Annotated in this window: 13 protein-coding genes; 9 read left to right on the top strand and 4 right to left on the bottom strand. The window is 65.4% G+C overall.

The window, feature by feature from the left end; genetic code table 11:
• Positions 1-225 precede the first annotated feature (225 nt).
• Positions 226-1,662: a MocR-like transcription factor YczR gene (gene yczR / locus ACWD38_RS12100; protein ID WP_450124070.1), complete on the bottom strand. Its 1,437-nt coding sequence runs from the start codon at positions 1,660-1,662 to the stop codon at positions 226-228.
• A 61-nt stretch (positions 1,663-1,723) separates the two neighbouring features.
• Between yczR and yczE the strand changes: the two genes are divergently transcribed.
• From yczE to ACWD38_RS12065, 7 genes are all read left to right on the top strand, one after another.
• Positions 1,724-2,359, top strand: coding sequence for a membrane protein YczE (gene yczE / locus ACWD38_RS12095; protein WP_184484521.1), 636 nt, complete (start codon positions 1,724-1,726; stop codon positions 2,357-2,359).
• Positions 2,360-2,366: 7 nt separating this feature from the next.
• Positions 2,367-3,206, top strand: coding sequence for a protein phosphatase 2C domain-containing protein (locus ACWD38_RS12090; protein ID WP_184484519.1), 840 nt, complete (start codon positions 2,367-2,369; stop codon positions 3,204-3,206).
• A 312-nt stretch (positions 3,207-3,518) separates the two neighbouring features.
• On the top strand, positions 3,519-3,740 hold the full coding sequence (locus tag ACWD38_RS12085) for a hypothetical protein (protein WP_184484517.1): 222 nt from the start codon (positions 3,519-3,521) through the stop codon (positions 3,738-3,740).
• Positions 3,741-4,140: 400 nt separating this feature from the next.
• On the top strand, positions 4,141-4,539 hold the full coding sequence (locus ACWD38_RS12080; protein ID WP_450124069.1) for a hypothetical protein: 399 nt from the start codon (positions 4,141-4,143) through the stop codon (positions 4,537-4,539).
• A gap of 912 nt (positions 4,540-5,451) precedes the next feature.
• Positions 5,452-5,718, top strand: a complete 267-nt coding sequence (locus tag ACWD38_RS12075; RefSeq protein ID WP_450124068.1) for a DUF1883 domain-containing protein — start codon at positions 5,452-5,454, stop codon at positions 5,716-5,718.
• 134 nt (positions 5,719-5,852) lie between these two features.
• Positions 5,853-6,215, top strand: coding sequence for an effector-associated constant component EACC1 (locus ACWD38_RS12070; RefSeq protein ID WP_450124067.1), 363 nt, complete (start codon positions 5,853-5,855; stop codon positions 6,213-6,215).
• Complete coding sequence (locus ACWD38_RS12065; RefSeq protein ID WP_450124066.1) at positions 6,212-7,537, top strand: caspase family protein; 1,326 nt, start codon at positions 6,212-6,214, stop codon at positions 7,535-7,537. The genes ACWD38_RS12070 and ACWD38_RS12065 overlap by 4 nt, the downstream gene beginning before the upstream one ends.
• A gap of 149 nt (positions 7,538-7,686) precedes the next feature.
• On the opposite strand, the gene ACWD38_RS12060 is transcribed toward ACWD38_RS12065, so the two are convergent.
• Positions 7,687-8,568 (bottom strand): phosphotransferase enzyme family protein, encoded by an 882-nt coding sequence (locus tag ACWD38_RS12060; protein WP_450124065.1) that lies wholly within the window; start codon positions 8,566-8,568, stop codon positions 7,687-7,689.
• Positions 8,565-9,881 carry an XRE family transcriptional regulator gene (locus ACWD38_RS12055; protein ID WP_450124064.1) on the bottom strand — a complete coding sequence of 439 codons (1,317 nt, stop codon included), beginning with the start codon at positions 9,879-9,881 and terminating at the stop codon, positions 8,565-8,567. Before ACWD38_RS12055 ends, ACWD38_RS12060 begins: the two co-directional genes overlap by 4 nt.
• A gap of 1,223 nt (positions 9,882-11,104) precedes the next feature.
• Between ACWD38_RS12055 and ACWD38_RS12050 the strand changes: the two genes are divergently transcribed.
• Both ACWD38_RS12050 and ACWD38_RS12045 read left to right on the top strand, forming a co-directional pair.
• Positions 11,105-11,998, top strand: a complete 894-nt coding sequence (locus ACWD38_RS12050; protein ID WP_450124063.1) for a phosphotransferase enzyme family protein — start codon at positions 11,105-11,107, stop codon at positions 11,996-11,998.
• An 80-nt stretch (positions 11,999-12,078) separates the two neighbouring features.
• Entirely contained in the window at positions 12,079-13,527 is a 1,449-nt protein-coding gene (locus ACWD38_RS12045; RefSeq protein ID WP_450124062.1) for a pentapeptide repeat-containing protein, read from the top strand.
• Positions 13,528-13,558: 31 nt separating this feature from the next.
• On the opposite strand, the gene ACWD38_RS12040 is transcribed toward ACWD38_RS12045, so the two are convergent.
• On the bottom strand, positions 13,559-14,947 hold the full coding sequence (locus ACWD38_RS12040) for a hypothetical protein (protein ID WP_450124061.1): 1,389 nt from the start codon (positions 14,945-14,947) through the stop codon (positions 13,559-13,561).
• Between the last annotated feature and the right edge of the window lie 83 nt (positions 14,948-15,030).

Here is a 15,030-nt window from a genome sequence, read left to right as displayed (position 1 = left end):
GGCTCGCGTGCGAACACGCCCACCGCAGTCTCCGGTCCAGCCGACTGCGCCCGGCAGGACCGGTATCGGGGGCGACTCTCGGCATGCGTGCACAGGAACCTTGACCTGTCCTGATCACCGTCCGAGCGCCCCGGTCCCGGTGTCGCGCTGCCCCTGCGGCGCCGGGACCACACCCGAGGTCGCCTTCCGGCACGACGAGGGGCCGTGCCGGAAGGCGGTCCGGGGTCAGCTGATCGCCATGTCCCACGGGCACGGGTCGGGCGCACCGTCGAACCCGGCCGCCGCCAGCGCCAACCGGCGCACCGCCTCGCGCTGCTGCTCCACCGGCAGCGTGTACGGGAGCCGCAGGTACCGCTCCATCGTTCCCCGCACCGCGAACCGGGATCCCGGCACCAGCCGCAGCCCGTGCTGCTCGGCGGCGACCGCGAGCCTGCTGCTCACCGGGACGCCCAGGTCGCACCACAGCGCCAGGCCGCCGTCGGGCACCCGGAACGTCCAGGTGGGCAACTGCTCGGCGAGCTCCGCGATCAACGCCTCCCGCAGCTCGGCCACGTGCGCTCGCCGCCGCCGCAGCACCGGCTCGGGGTCGGCCAGCAGCTCGGCGAGCAACAACTGCTCCAGGACGGGACTGCCCAGGTCCACCGCGGCCCGGTCCAGCAGCAACCGCTGCACCAGGTCCTCCGAGGCCCGGACCCAGCCGAGCCGCAGCCCGCCCCAGAAGGACTTCCCCGCGGACCCGATCGTGATCACCCGGTCCTCACCGAACGCCGCCACCGGTGGCGGCGGAGTCCCGCCGGTGAGGTCCAGGTCGATCAGGGTCTCGTCGACGACCGCCGTGGTGCGGGTGCGGCGCAGCACCGCGACCAGCCGTTCCCGGTCCTGCGCGGTCATCCGGATGCCGGTGGGGTTCTGGAAGTCCGGGATCAGGTAGGCGAGCTTCGGCATCGCCTGCTGCAACGTCGCCGCCATCAGGTCGAGGTCCCACCCCTGCGCCAGCATCGGCACCGCGACCGCATCGGCCCCCACGCCGCGAATGGCCTGCAGCGGGTTCGGATAGGTCGGGTGCTCGACCAGCACCCGCTCACCTGGGGACACGAGCGCGCGCAGCACCAGCGCGAACCCGTGCTGAGCGCCGTTGGTGACGAGGATCTGCTGCGGCGAGGTCGGCAGCCCGCGTCGCGTGTGGCTCTCCGCGATGCGTTCGCGCAGTTCGGGAAGGCCGAACGCCTGGTAGCCGTGGCCGCCGAGGTGCTCAGGGAACCGGCAGCGCGCCCGGTCCAGCGCTTCGGTGAGCTCCGGCGGCGCGGGCAGCGTGGCCTGCGCGAGGTTGATCAGATCCGGGGTCGCGGGCTGCCAGCCGCCGGGATCGGTGTTCGCCCGGTCCCCCGGCAGCCGCACCCACGAACCGGAGCCCTGCCTGCTCGCGGCGAACCCCTCCTCCCGCAGCAGGTCGAGCGCCCGCACGACGAGGGTGCGGCTCACGCCGATCGCCTCGGCGAACTCGCGTTCCGCGGGCAGCCGGGTCCCGGGCGGGAGCCTGCCGTCGAGCACCAGCCGCCGCACCGCCTGGTGCAGCCCGGTGGACGTGGCCCGGCCGGAGTTCCAGGTGCCGAGCAACTCCGCAATGCCACGGGCGCCGATTCGTCCTACTACGCGAGACATGAGTCCAATAGTTTCAGATTGGCACTCGAAAACAAGGCCAATCAGTCGGTACTACGGACACATGGCTGCAACACCACCCAAGGTGGATCTTTCCTCGGTACCCGTCACCGTCCGCCCGACCACCCGCCTGGCCCAGTTGTTCGCCGGCCTGGCGCTGTACGGCACGAGCATGGCGTTGATGGTCCGCGCGGAGATCGGCCTGTCGCCGTGGGACGTGCTCCACGACGGCCTCACCCATCGCTTGGACTGGAGCTTCGGCGCGATCACCGCGCTCACCAGCGTCATCGTGCTCGCCCTCTGGGTGCCGCTGCGGCAACGACCGGGCATCGGAACGGTGGCGAACGTCGTGGTCATCGCGCTGTCGGTGGACGTGGTGCTCGGGTTGGTGCCACCGGCGCAGTGGCTCCCGTGGCAGCTGACGCTGATCGTGTCCGGGGTCGTGCTCAACGGGCTGGCCACCGCGATCTACGTCGGCGCCCGCCTCGGCCCGGGACCGAGGGACGGCCTCATGACCGGCCTGCACGCGCGGACCGGCTGGTCGGTGCGGCTGGTGCGGACCGGGATCGAGATCGGCGTGCTGGCGGTCGGCTGGGGACTCGGCGGCAGCGTGGGCCTCGGAACCGTGCTGTACGCGACGTCGATCGGAGCGATCACCCAGCTGTTCCTGCCCTTCGTGACCGTGCGCGGCACCCGATAATCGGGGCATGGCGAATGTCGAGGTGGCCGAACGGGCGGGAGATCGGCTGACCCCACCGGACTCGGCGGCGAAGCCGAGCGAAGACGTGGTGCTGGTACTGCCGAACGCGGTGGCGGTGCTCGACGGCGCGACCTCCCTGCACCCCGGAACGCGCAGCGGCGGCTGGTACGCGGCCAGGCTCGCGGAGGCGCTGGAGCCCCGGCTGGCGGAGCCGGGAGCCGACCTGGCCGACGTGCTCGCGAACGCCATCGCCGAGCTGGTGGCGGCCTTCGACCTGCGCCCCGGAGCATCCCCGTCCAGCACGGCCTCCCTGCTGCGCTGGGACGACGAGCACGTGGACGCCCTGGTGCTCGCCGACAGCCCGATCGTGCTGAGCACCACCGAGGGGCTCCGGCCGGTGCTCGACGAACAGCTGGCGTCGCTGCGCTCCCGCCCCGGTACCGGATACCGCGACCGGCTCCGCTCCGGCGCGGGATTCGGCACCGGGCACCGGGACGCGCTGGGCACGTCGATGGACCGCACCTCGCGCTGGCGCAACGTCGACGGAGGCTTCTGGGTGGCCGAGGCCGTCCCGGAGGCCGCAGCGCACGCGGCCCGCCTCCGGCTGGCCCGACGCGATGTCACGGCGGCCATGGTGATGACCGACGGCGTGTCCTGCGGCGTGCAGGACTACGGGATCTACCCGGACTGGGCGGCGATGCTGGACGTGGCACTGCGGGACGGACCGGAGGTCGTGCTCGACCAGGTCAGGGCCGCGGAGCTGTCGGATCCGGACGGGGTTCGCTGGCCTCGACCGAAGCGCCACGACGATCAGGCGCTGGCGTTGGTGCGATCGGCCGACACGTGAGTGGCCAGGTCGGACCCGGCTCACCCCGATCCCGCGAAAAAAGATCTCTGCAGCTAGAGACAATCCGCATCCCGCCCAAGTAACCTGAGAAGTGTCCACCTGACCCCCAGGGGTGGACTTCACGCCCCCGCACTCCCGGTGACCCCCAGGCCGGTTGAGCGCGGGGGCGTCCTACGTTCGGGTGTAATTTGTTTTCCTACGCAACCGAGTTCCGCTTCACTCGTTTGAGTGGGCAAGGGAACCTGCCGCCGCCGCCCGCGGTCGAACCCGATGGCCGTACTCACGACTCCGCACTATGGGGAGGGATCGCCCGTGGACCTGCACACCCGGATCGAACTGTTCGGTGGGCCCGAAGACGGGCGGGAGATCACCCTGCCCACCGGCGCCGCGGGCGGACCGCTGTCCCCGCTACCCGTGCCGCGCGACGGCGAGGAACCCATGGCCGCGTACGTCAAGGACCACCAGCGCCCGCACGGCGTGTGGATCTACAAGTACACGCTGACCCCCTCGCTGCAGCAGTCCCCCGTGCAGTGACCCCCGCCTGACCCGGATCCGCGGCACGCACCGGGCCCGACGCCGAGCAGCCCTCGTCATCCGACGAGGGCTGCGTTCATCGCGCGAACGACACCATCAGCTGACAAACGCCCCCCGCCCCGCGATCCGGTGGGGCTTGCTTGTGCCAGCTCGGCTGCCTACACCCCGCCTTCTAGCGGAGCACCCACGCCGCCCCCGCCTAACCAGCAGTGGCAGCACCACGAAGTCCCGACCCTGGGTACCGAAGCGACGTTGCAACCAAAGTAGGGCGTGCACGCTACGAAGGAATGCAGCGGCACCTGCGATCTGCGGATTCACCAGTTGTGGCCGCGCCCTTATCTTGGTCATGCCAGACCTGGTGACTCGGCACGCTCGAAGAAATACTGAGGGGATCATATAAATGAAAAGCATGTTCCGGGATGCACCCATCGGTGCCATGACCGTAGCCGTTGACGTTCAGACCAACAAGCATTCCCATCACCTGACAACCGACGGGTCGACATTTGTTCGGACCCCTCAACAGAGGAACCACATGCGTGCATGGGTCTCGCGTCTCGCGGTCACAGCGAGTGCGATTCTCGGCTTGGCAGGCGTCGCCCTGGCCGCACCCGCTGGGGCGGCGCCCTTGTCCAGCACCTCCGCCTCATCGACGATGAGCGGATGGGAGTACGCCGGCTTCTACGACACGAAGAGCCAGTGCCAGGGCGGCGGCGAAATCTACCTGAATCACGGCTACTCGGACTACCGCTGCACGTACCAGCTTTCGAACGGGCAGTTCCTCCTCGAAATCCTGGACTGACAAAGCAGCAGCGGAGGATCACCGAGATCGGCCGCGTTCTGGAGTCTGTCAGTTGATAGCTGCGAGGCAATGTCCTACGCCGTTCGTTCTTCACGCAACCGCAAGCAGGCGAGCTGGTTCACGAGGACTCCATGGCGAAGCGCCAAAGGCATTGCTGATCGGCAAGCTGACCGCATAAGCAACACCAGCTCCAAGCGCCTGGATCAGGGACGCCCCCTAGCGTCCCTGCGTGATCCCCGGCCACCGGCCTCCCGTTTCGGTCCCAGCCGCCGAGCACCAGCCACATACCCGGTGCTCGGCGGCCAGCACGCGGTAGGTCAAGCAGCCCCGCGGGAGCGGGACACTTCGAAGACCCTCGGCTGACCGGAAGGCCACTTGCAGAAGGTCTCGCACGGTGGTGAGTCGTCCACTCCGGACGCTGACGGTGACTGCACAACGCTCGTCACACCGCGGCGACCACGCTCCTGGCGCTGGGCGCCTGGACCGGACGTCCATGGGTCTCATGGGATCGGCCGACCCCGATGATGAAGAAGCGCGACATGCACGTCACCGACGAGATCCGGCGGGACGTGGCCTCACAGCTCACCGGCTTGTGCTGTGGCCGAGACTGAGACGTCCAACTGAGACCAAGAAGCCCCACCGGAACCCGGTGGGGCTTGCTTGTGCCAGCTCAAGAGCGGTGGCCAGGGGCGGGGTCGAACCGCCGACCTTCCGCTTTTCAGGTCGGCGACCGTCCGTCCGGGGGTGTTCAGCGCGCGCGTAGGCACTGGTCAGAAGACTGTGCACGCCCAGCTGAACCATCCTGAACGCTGACGAATGAGACCAAGTCTGAGACCACGAAGACCCCACAACGAGCCTCCAATGGACGGTTGTCCCAACACGAGGCCCCCATGATCCGCTATGAAGTGAAGCATGGAACACCTCTGGTGGGATCTCGGACTCTGCGCCGCTGGCACCGGTGTGGAAGTGGAGCTGCGCGGCGTGGAGGCCTTCGTCCGACTCCTCGACGCCGACAGCTATCAGGACTACCTCGATGAGGACGACTACACCTACTACGGCGGTGTCTGGCGAACCAGCCCGCTCGTCCTCGAAGTGCCTTACGACGACCACTGGTACCTCGTTGTCGATGGCTACGAAGGGCGGATCAAGGTCCTTCAGGTCACCACGACCCCCGGCTGACTAAGACGAGGCGGAACAGGGACGACGTGAGCCGGATAAAGCTACAACCCGGACTTGACGTGCAATCAGGATGGGTAGGGTAGTTCCGGAGGTTGTCCTGGTTTTCACGTGGAATAAAGGAATACGGTATATTCATGAGTACGATAATCGAGGTGCGTACGGTTACGGACGCGAACAACGAGTCCATTCGTTCCGTGCTCAAGACGTTGCGTAGGGACCCGGAACTGCGGCTGCGCGCTGCGGAGCTGGTGCCGGTTTCCGGCGATTTGGACGACATGGGCGCTGCGGATGAAATTCTGCGGCTCGTCCTCGACCCGCAGCTGACAGCCGCTTTAGCCGGCGCGTTGGCATCCTGGCTAGCCACACGCAGCCGACGCATCGAGCTGCATTTCAAGAAGGGCGACCACGAGCTCACCGTCGAAGCCGACCGGTCGAAGGATGCCGACGCGCTGCTCCGCGAAATCCAGGAGTTCATGACGAGGGAGATCGATCAATGAGGCTGCCGCACCTCGCGCAGTCAAGGATCGCGCTGATCGGGAGTACGCACTTCCCCGACGACCACCAGCTGCACGACCTGCCGGCTGTTGCGAACAACCTCCAGTCGTTGCGCGACATCTTCGTCGACCCGACGTTCCTGGGGATCCCGGCACAGAACTGCCAGTCGCTCTACGACCCCGTGACTGCTCAGGAAGTCGATGAATGGCTTGTCCCCCTCGCTCAGGAAGCCGACGACGTGCTGCTGGTCTACTACGCCGGACACGGAGTGCTAGGCGAGGACGATGAGCTCTACCTGACGGTCCGGGACTCCGCACAGGAACACATCTACCGCAGCGGGGTCCCGCTCGCCTGGGTGAAAAACGCCATCCTCAACAGCCCCGCCAAATCGCGGATCCTCATCCTCGACTGCTGCTTCAGCGGCAACGCCTTCTCCCGCATGGGCGCCTCAGCAAGCGCCGCACTACGGCAGGTCGACATCGAGGGGACCCACGTGCTGACCGCCACGGGTCCCGGCTACACCGCGAAAACCCCCGATGATCAACCACTGACCGCGTTCACCGGTCAGCTGGTCGAGCTGCTGAACTCCGGTATAGCCAGCGGGCCGCAGTATCTGTCAATCGGATACTTGTTCCCATTCCTTGAGGGCAACCTCGTCTCCCTGGGGCTGCCGCGCCCGCACCAGCAGACCAAGGGGACAGCCAGCCATCTCGGCATCGCCCGCAATATGGCCTTCGATATCACGGCTGGGAACCCGGGCAGCGACGACGTTTTCCCGCCGTCGGCAGTCCTCGAACGTACGCGCTCCCGCCCCTCGAGTTCGGTGTCGTCTCGAGACCGTGTGACACAGCTGCGCGAGCTCTATCCTAGGTATTCGCCTCGAGCCTACGACAGGTTGGCAGCGTTCTTCGCGGCCGAAGGGCGTCCGCAAGACGTGAAGTACGTACGTGCGGCCAAAGCCCGACACCTCTACAAAGACTCGCCCGTCTCGCAACGGATCGTAGGCTGGTTCCTCCGCGTGCTCGTCGGTTACGGATACCACCCGTTCAGACTGGTCGGGTGGTACACCACCGCTCTACTTCTCGGGGCGATATGGTTCTCCTACCATGAACTTCAGCCGGTAAATGAGGAAGATAATCCGGTTTGGAACCCGACCAAGATGACGATGAGCCTCCTCTTTCCGATGTTCAACCTCGCATCAGGCGGCGTATGGCGCCCCGACGGGCACAGTCAGTGGATATCTGTATTACTCCAATTGGCGGGCTGGGTCTTCGCGGCGGCAGCAGTTGCCGGAATCGTAAAGCGCCAGAAGGACCGGGACTGAAACGATGAGCCGCCAAACTTTCCCTCTCCTGCAAAGATTTACCCTCGGCAAGAGCAGCACTGATATATCCCTCATTTGCGCAATTGCATGCACTCATTCTCGCGCATCGAAACTCGAATGGCTCACTGGAAAGGCACGCCGACTCACAATCATGGCACCATGTGCCATCCGCCCCATGGGCGCGGCCCGCTGCACCCCCGCAAACATGCGATCCGATGTGCGGCCTGGGCACGCCCAGACGGGCTCGCCTCGCCAAGTTGTGCCGCTGCGGTAGTCATGCGGAGTTCACGGATGCCGCGGAAGACTTCGAAGCCACCCCAGGTGGTGACGTCGTAGCCGTAGGTTCGGCAGTAAGCGGTCCACTGCTCGGTGGTGAGCCAGCCGGTGGTGACGTGGGCGACGGCGGTGGAGACGAGGTCCCATTCCGGTGGGCCGTAGGCGCAGCGTTCGAAGTCCATGAGGATCGGGCCGCCTGCGGTTGTGGCGACGTTGCCGCGCCAGGCGTCGCCGTGGACCAGGCGCCATGGGATACCGGCAGGGAGTTCCTGGTAGGCGTCTTGTAGTTCGGCCAGGTGCTTGCGCAGCCAGTCCCGGTCCTGGGGGTCGAGCCAGGTGGCGCCGTCGATGCGTTCGGCTACACGCACGAACGGCGCCAGCCCCGGCAGGTCCATCCCGTCCGGCAGATCAAGGCTGTGGAGTTCGCACAGTAGCCCGGCTACGTCGGTCGTGCTGCCTTGCTCGTGCGGCGGAAGCTCGTACCAGAACGTCACTGCCCGCTCCCCCACCACAACCGGCGCGTCCTGCCCTTCCCACGGGCGCACCGCTGGAACCTGGGTGTCCGCCAACCATCGGGTCACCCGTAGTTCCTTGGCCGCCGCGGAGACCTGGCCGGGCCGGGAGATGCGGGCGACCACACTGCCGGGCAGTCGGTAGAGGTCGTTCTCCCCTGCCCGGATCAGCTCTGCGGCCCCGTCGTCCAAGCCGACCTGCTCGCACGCCCGACTCAGTACGGCAGCCGTCTCGGTGCTCATACGGTCGCAACCGCCGCTTCGATCCGGCCACGCAGCGCGGTCACCTCTCCGACGTGCCGGTGAGCGCGTGCGTACCCGCTCAGCGCCCGGAGGTCGTCGGCGGCCCGGCGGGACTTCAGCGGGGTAGCAGCTTCCAACGCCCCGCCTCCGAGGGTGGCTGCTTCGAGCGGGTCGCCGGTGACCATGACGAGGGAAGCGAGCTTGGTCTGACTGATCGCGCGCGACCGGGCCGCGCCTTCTCCGTGCTGCCGGACCGCTGTCTCCAGCCGGGTAGTTGCGTCAGTGACGAAACGTCCCTGGATGGCCAGCTCCCACAAAGCGTGGCCCGTATCCCCCGCATGTTGGGCTCCGTCGTAGTACGCCATCCACGGCGGATCGTTCGACGATTCGGCCCGGGCGAAAGCGTCGTCCGCGTTGCCCACTGCCATCACTGTGTCCTGCGAGCGGCGAAGCTTGCCGAGCGCTCGGGCGCGGGCGGTGTGCAACATCGCCTGCTCAGTGCCGGTGAGCCGATCGGACCGCACCAAGGCCATCTCTGCGAAGGTCAAGCCCGAATCCGGATCGCCGCACCAGATCGCTTGTCGCGCCATCGATGAGAGGATCTTGGCCCGCAGGTGCCAGTCCCCCGCCTCTTCCGCGCACGAGAGCGCGAACCGGAACATCCGGCGCGCATCGTCGTGGGCGTAGGCGTCGAACGCCATGAACCCGGTGACGTGCCCGAGGTAGCCCACCGCGGACAGTAACTCGCCCCGAGTCCGCTCGGAGCATCGGGCGTTGAGCAGCTGCACCGCGAACCGAAGTTGCGCCATCACCGCTTCACGGACGAATCCACCGCCGTAGCGGGCATCCCAGGTGCCGAAGGTCTGCGCTGCCGCCCGAACCTCGGCGACCTCTGCCGCCCCCACCACCGACGGAACCGGAGTCGGCTCGCTGAAGGCGAACATGTCGATGACGTGCGCACCGCCGACCGCCGCGCCGACTCCGACGGTCCGCAAGAACGTTTGCCGGTTCACACCCGCTTCTCGTGGCGGCTCCCGCCGGGGCCGGCGGAACCCCAACTCGCTGTCAGTCTCAACGCTGAGCACGGCGCGCAGTGCGGCGCGGCGCTGCTCGTCCTGTGGCCAGCGGATCTTGCCCTGTTCCAGCTTGCCGATGTAGTTGGCGTCGATCTCCGCGACGTTCGTAGCGCCGTGTTCGTAGATCCAGGCGTTGACGAGCTCGGCGAGCTCTTGGCGCGTCAACGGTTCCCCGGACGCGTTCGGCGACTCGACGCGCTCCCGAGCGCGACGCAGCGGTTCATTGGCCTCGGGCATGGCCGACCCCTCATCCACGGTTGGAGGCTCGCACCTCCAAACAGTAACCGTGATCACCAAGCCCGAAGCTCCCTCAATCCTCCCCGAGCGCTCCCCTTGACAGCCCGGTTATCCGACGTCCCGGACCAGACACCTTCCGCGCCACTGTGGACACAGCGCGAGCAGTGACGCCGCGTCGTGCGGCTCTCGCCCGATGCAGGGGAGGTAGTCGGTCCATGTCATTCGAAGAACACCGGTCCACCGACGCGAGACCGGAGAACACGTTTCAACCGGTCAGCTACCGGTTCCGGTATCTGCGTGGAGTCGTCGGCGAGTCCCAGCGAGTCGTCCACCTGGCCGTGTTCGCCGATCGGGACTCGGTCTGGTCGCTGTGCCACCGGGAGTTCGTGCTCGGCGACGTCGAGCAGGTCGAGCGCTGCGGGATGCCATGCATTCCTTGCGCAGGACGTGCAGCCACGGCGGCAGCAGGCTTCTCCCCCGCGCTCCAATCGGGTGTGCTCCCCGCTGAAGGGGGCGATCCGCGATGACGGCCGCCGCCGTGCTGCTGTTCTTGCTGGCAATCGGGCTGGGAGCACTCGCGTGGCCTCCCGAGCACCCGCAGGAATCGGTCTCCCCTCGGCGCGGAGCCCGCTGATGGACACCCCGCTGATCTGGATCGCGAGCACCGCGGAATCGGAATGGCACGCCGCCGCCCGTTGGGAGTGGCACGGTGCCAGGCCGGTAGCCGTGTGCGGCCACGTCGTGCCGGGAAAGGTGCACGGCCGCCGCAGCGTCCTGCCCCCGTTAGAGGTGGGGCGCGAGTCGTGCGCTGCGTGCCTCGCAGCGCTGGAAGTCGAATTCGGACACCTCGGCTCCCAGCTCTCACCCCCGCCAGAGCCCGGGGCAACAGCGGAGATCGAGTCCCCGGAAGCGACGACCGCCCGCAACGTCGAGCTGAACCGGGCGCTTCGACTGGACCCGTCCTGGCCAGCCACCGACTTCGACGCTTCCGACTACGGCAGCAGACCTCAGCGAGAACACCGGTTAGCTGCCTGAGCACGTCCCCGCAGCTGAGAGCACCGGGCCACCACGTCCCCTCTCAGCCTCCCAAGCGCCGGTCGGCGGTGCAGGCCCCGATACCGCACCGCCGGCCGGTTTCCACCAGACCACCAGGTCCAGGCGCCGCGTAGGCAGCCGCCACGACTCCCCGTAGCCTGAGACGAGCCGAAGAGGAGCAGCGCTTGATGGAGAACGCGACGTTCACGCCGCAGACCACCCGCCAAGTCCTGGAAACCGCCAGCGAAGCCGCCGGAGTCGACGCGCGCGGTGCTGAGCTGGTCCGCATGGGCGAGAACGCCATGTTCCGGCTCGCCGATGCTCCGATCATCGCCAGGGTCGGTCGCTCCGTCCCCGCCGGCCACAAGGAAACGCGGATCGCGAGCTGGCTCGCCTCCCACCAGTTCCCCGCCGTCCGGCTCGCCCCCGTCGATCGCGAGTTCGTCCCCGTCGGCGACCTGGTGGTGACCTTCTGGGAGTTCATCGAGGAGAGCGAGCAGCCGATCACCTCCGGCGAGCTGGGCGACGTGCTGCGGCGGCTGCACTCCATCCCCGAACCATCGGACCTCTCGCTGCCGTTCTTCGAGCCCATGCCGAAGGTGGAGAGCCGACTCCAGAACATCGGCTCCGCCCTACCCGACGACGACCGGGCCTTCCTCAGCAACCGTAAGAAGGAACTCGACGAGCAGTTCGCCGACCTCACCTTCGAGCTCGGCTTCGGCCCGGTCCACGGCGACTACCACAAGGGCAACCTCATGCGGGACCAGAACGGCACCGTCCGGGTCATCGACCTCGAAGACTTCTGCTGGGGACCACGCGAATGGGATGCCTGTGTCGAAGCTGTCCGCTACCAAGCCATGGGCTGGGTCAGCGACGAGGAATATGCCACCTATACCGCCGCCTACGGCTTCGACCCCCTGCAGTGGTACGGATATCCGATCATCCAAGCCATTCGCGAACTAAACATGACCACGTGGCTGGCTCAGCAACTCGGGCAGTCCCACGCTATCGACGACGAAGTTCAAAAAAGAGTATCAGACCTTGCGAATGATGCACGACCCCGACAATGGAGAGCACTTTAACTTCCCAGGAAGTTGCAACTTTGGGGCACCTCACTGGTGGACCCGTTGAAAATGTGCACGCACTCGGGTAAAAAAATCTCATGCGTTTACTCCGCCGACCGGCCAACCCATCAGATCCGATCCGCGTGGGACTCGGCGGCAGCATTGCTATAGTTTTGATCGTCTCGTTGATCACGGCATTCGGATCGGGCGTCTCGCTATGGTGGTTCATAGGCCTCCCCCGCCTCGTTACCAACGAACAACTATCACCGAAAGACAGTTTTGACCTAATCAAGGTCGCCCTAACCGTGGTAGGCGGCATCGGCGGCGTAGTCGCACTAGTCGTCGCCTACCGCAAGCAAAAACTTGGAGAATCAGCGGAACGTCGCCTTGAATCCGCAGAGTACCGAGAAGATGTCAGGCTTTTTTCTGAAGAGTTTTCAAGAGCAACTGAACAGATCGGATCCGACAAAGCCCCGGTTCGAATCGCGGGCATGTATGTACTAGAACGGCTCGCAGATAGCAATATCGACCAGCAACAAACTATTGCAAATGTTCTCTGCGCATACCTGCGAATGCCTAGCACTGCAAGCGAGAACAACGACGACAAAAGCGAATTGGAAGTACGCCTAACCGTTCAGCGAATCCTGGAAAAACACTTGCAGCCAGGAGAAGACCTCCTCAATACCCCTGACACTTTCTGGCCAGACATTGAGCTCGACCTCACAGGGGCCTCATTATATGACTTTTCACTGACGAAGTGCCTCATCAAGGAATGCTCTTTTGTGAACGCCACCTTTACAGGGAGGTCACTTTTCAGCAAAACCACCGTCGAAAAATTCGCCTCGTTTCGCGAAGCAAGGTTTAAATCTGACGCCTGGTTTGCGCAAGTCAATTTCAAAGACAAGTCATTTTTCGCCAGAAGCATATTCGATGGCTTCGCCTGGTTTTCCAATGCAGAATTCTACGGCGATTGCTCTTTTGTGGAAGCCGAAATTAAAAAGGCAGTCTTTTCAAGCGCCGTGTTCTGGGCCGAATGCAAGTTCAAGGATTCACACTTTGACAAAGTAGCCATGTTCCGCGACGCGCGCTTCCGCGGCCCATTAAGCTTCGAGAATTGTGTATTCCACCAAGGAGCCTGGCTCAACCTGTCAAATTTTGAATCCGAAGCGAACTTCACAAAAATTGAAGCAAGCGGAGGATTGGATCTAATGAATGCGCATTTCGCCGGGAATGTTCACTTCGACGATTCGACACTAGAAGACCACGTACTCTTCGCTGATGCGACCTTCGCGGGCGAGACGAGCTCATTCTCGGGTGCCATACTTAGCAACGGGGCCAGCTTTCACCAGTCGACCTTCGAGGGGCTCGCCAACTTCAAAGAAGCCAAGTTGAAATCCGCCATGTTCCTAGAAACCACCTTCACTGGCGGCGTCGACTTTCAGGATTGCGAATTCTCGAAGGGCGTGCTATTCGATAGGATTACGATTGCTTCCAATTCCCCCGAGGGAACGATATGGATCTGGCCTGATGACGCAAGTCAAGTTTGATTCACGAACTCGACTAACACAATATTTACGCTTACCTCTTTATGCCAGGCAGGATCAATTGATTCCCTGCATACTCCTCGAATTCTGTGATGGCAGAGACTGCGGTGCTTCGACGTAGCCGGTCACGGAATTCATCGAGGTAGGAGTAAACGCGGTAGGATTTTAGACCCGCTGCGATATCGACAACTTGACGGGCGACCATCACGGCTTGCTCGACCTCGTTGGACTGGAGATACGAGGTGGCCAGGACGGTGCGGCAGAAGGAGAGGCTGCGGACGTAGAGGCTTTCGGAGGACTCGATGGACTTGGCGGCATGTTCGGTGGCTAGGTCGGGTTTGTCGAGGTCGCGGAAGCAGTGGGCGAACTCGGCGTTCAGCTCCGCGAGGTCGAAGTAGCGAATCCAGTCCGGGTCGTCTTCGGGGTTGCTGGCGCTGAGCCACTTCTCGGCTTCCAGCATCGCCGTGGTGGCTTCCTGCTCGTTGCCCTGGGAGGACAGGGCGCGGGCCTCCATCGAGTGGAACAGCGCCATCGCCGTCGGCGTCGCCTGACCGCGCGCTCCCTGGGACGCCGCGCGGGCCAAGTGGACGGCCTGCTCGTAGTAGCCGAGGAAGTTCGCCTGGTGGCTCATGCCCGCGAGGATGCGGCCCGCCAGCGCGCGGTCCCCCGACGCCCGCGCGAGGCGGAACGCATGGTGCAAGTAGCGCTGTGCGAGAGCGTGCTGACCGGTGTCGTAGCAGGTCCACCCGGCCAGCCGGGTCAGCGCAGCGACCTCCTGGAAGTACCTGCGGCCGAGCTCGTTGTCCGGCGTGACGTGCGGCAGCAGCGGGAGTACTTCGCTTTCGAGGTACTGCGCTACCAACGGCTTCGGGCGACCGCCTCCGTAGCGGTAGTCATAGCCCGCGAACATCGCGGTCGCGTCGTGCACCGCCTGGACGTCGAACTCGCTGATCGGCCGCGGCTCCACCGGCCGCGAGCGCTCGCCGTCGCTGCCGAACATCCACTTGACCAGGAGCGAACTCCACGCGGCCGGAACGACCAGCAGCTTGTCCGACTGCCCGGACGGGCGCAGCTCGAACGAAGCGAGCTGCGTCAGCGACGTGATCGAGTCGCTGATCGTCTCCGGGTATTCGAGCGTGTCGTCCACGTTCTCGGCCGACACTTCGCCGTAGCCAACGTCGTCCATCGTGACCGGGCGGCCGAGCACGTGGCTGAGGACCTTGACCAGTACGTGGCAGGTGCGTGCCTTCGGCCGCCTGGTCGCGCCGCTCAGCCACTTCTCGACGTTGGTGTGGGACGGGGCGATCGGCTCGGAACCGTCGAGCTTGCTCAAGTCGCTCATGCGCTTGGCAAGGCCCTTGTTCGTCAGGCCCGCTTCGCTCATCAGCGCAGCTAGGCGCCGGTTCGGTTCCCGCTCAGCCATGATCCGAATGCCTCCGCCGAGTAGTAAAACATGCGGGCCAACCGGAAAGGGGCACACGCGACTTGTGGCGTGTGCCCCCTCTG

This window comes from Saccharopolyspora sp. NPDC002578, from assembly GCF_053592695.1.
The sequence above is the reverse complement of the archived record's forward strand: the minus strand, read 5'-3'. Positions and strand labels throughout refer to the sequence as shown.

Excerpts from the sequence above, each read along its gene's own strand:
- yczR (WP_450124070.1), bottom strand. The coding sequence starts at position 1,662 with ATGTCTCGCGTAGTAGGACGAATCGGCGCCCGTGGCATTGCGGAGTTG.
- yczE (WP_184484521.1), top strand. The coding sequence starts at position 1,724 with ATGGCTGCAACACCACCCAAGGTGGATCTTTCCTCGGTACCCGTCACC.
- ACWD38_RS12090 (WP_184484519.1), top strand. The coding sequence starts at position 2,367 with ATGGCGAATGTCGAGGTGGCCGAACGGGCGGGAGATCGGCTGACCCCA.
- ACWD38_RS12080 (WP_450124069.1), top strand. The coding sequence starts at position 4,141 with ATGAAAAGCATGTTCCGGGATGCACCCATCGGTGCCATGACCGTAGCC.
- ACWD38_RS12075 (WP_450124068.1), top strand. The coding sequence starts at position 5,452 with ATGGAACACCTCTGGTGGGATCTCGGACTCTGCGCCGCTGGCACCGGT.
- ACWD38_RS12070 (WP_450124067.1), top strand. The coding sequence starts at position 5,853 with ATGAGTACGATAATCGAGGTGCGTACGGTTACGGACGCGAACAACGAG.
- ACWD38_RS12065 (WP_450124066.1), top strand. The coding sequence starts at position 6,212 with ATGAGGCTGCCGCACCTCGCGCAGTCAAGGATCGCGCTGATCGGGAGT.
- ACWD38_RS12060 (WP_450124065.1), bottom strand. The coding sequence starts at position 8,568 with ATGAGCACCGAGACGGCTGCCGTACTGAGTCGGGCGTGCGAGCAGGTC.
- ACWD38_RS12055 (WP_450124064.1), bottom strand. The coding sequence starts at position 9,881 with ATGCCCGAGGCCAATGAACCGCTGCGTCGCGCTCGGGAGCGCGTCGAG.
- ACWD38_RS12050 (WP_450124063.1), top strand. The coding sequence starts at position 11,105 with ATGGAGAACGCGACGTTCACGCCGCAGACCACCCGCCAAGTCCTGGAA.
- ACWD38_RS12045 (WP_450124062.1), top strand. The coding sequence starts at position 12,079 with ATGCGTTTACTCCGCCGACCGGCCAACCCATCAGATCCGATCCGCGTG.
- ACWD38_RS12040 (WP_450124061.1), bottom strand. The coding sequence starts at position 14,947 with ATGGCTGAGCGGGAACCGAACCGGCGCCTAGCTGCGCTGATGAGCGAA.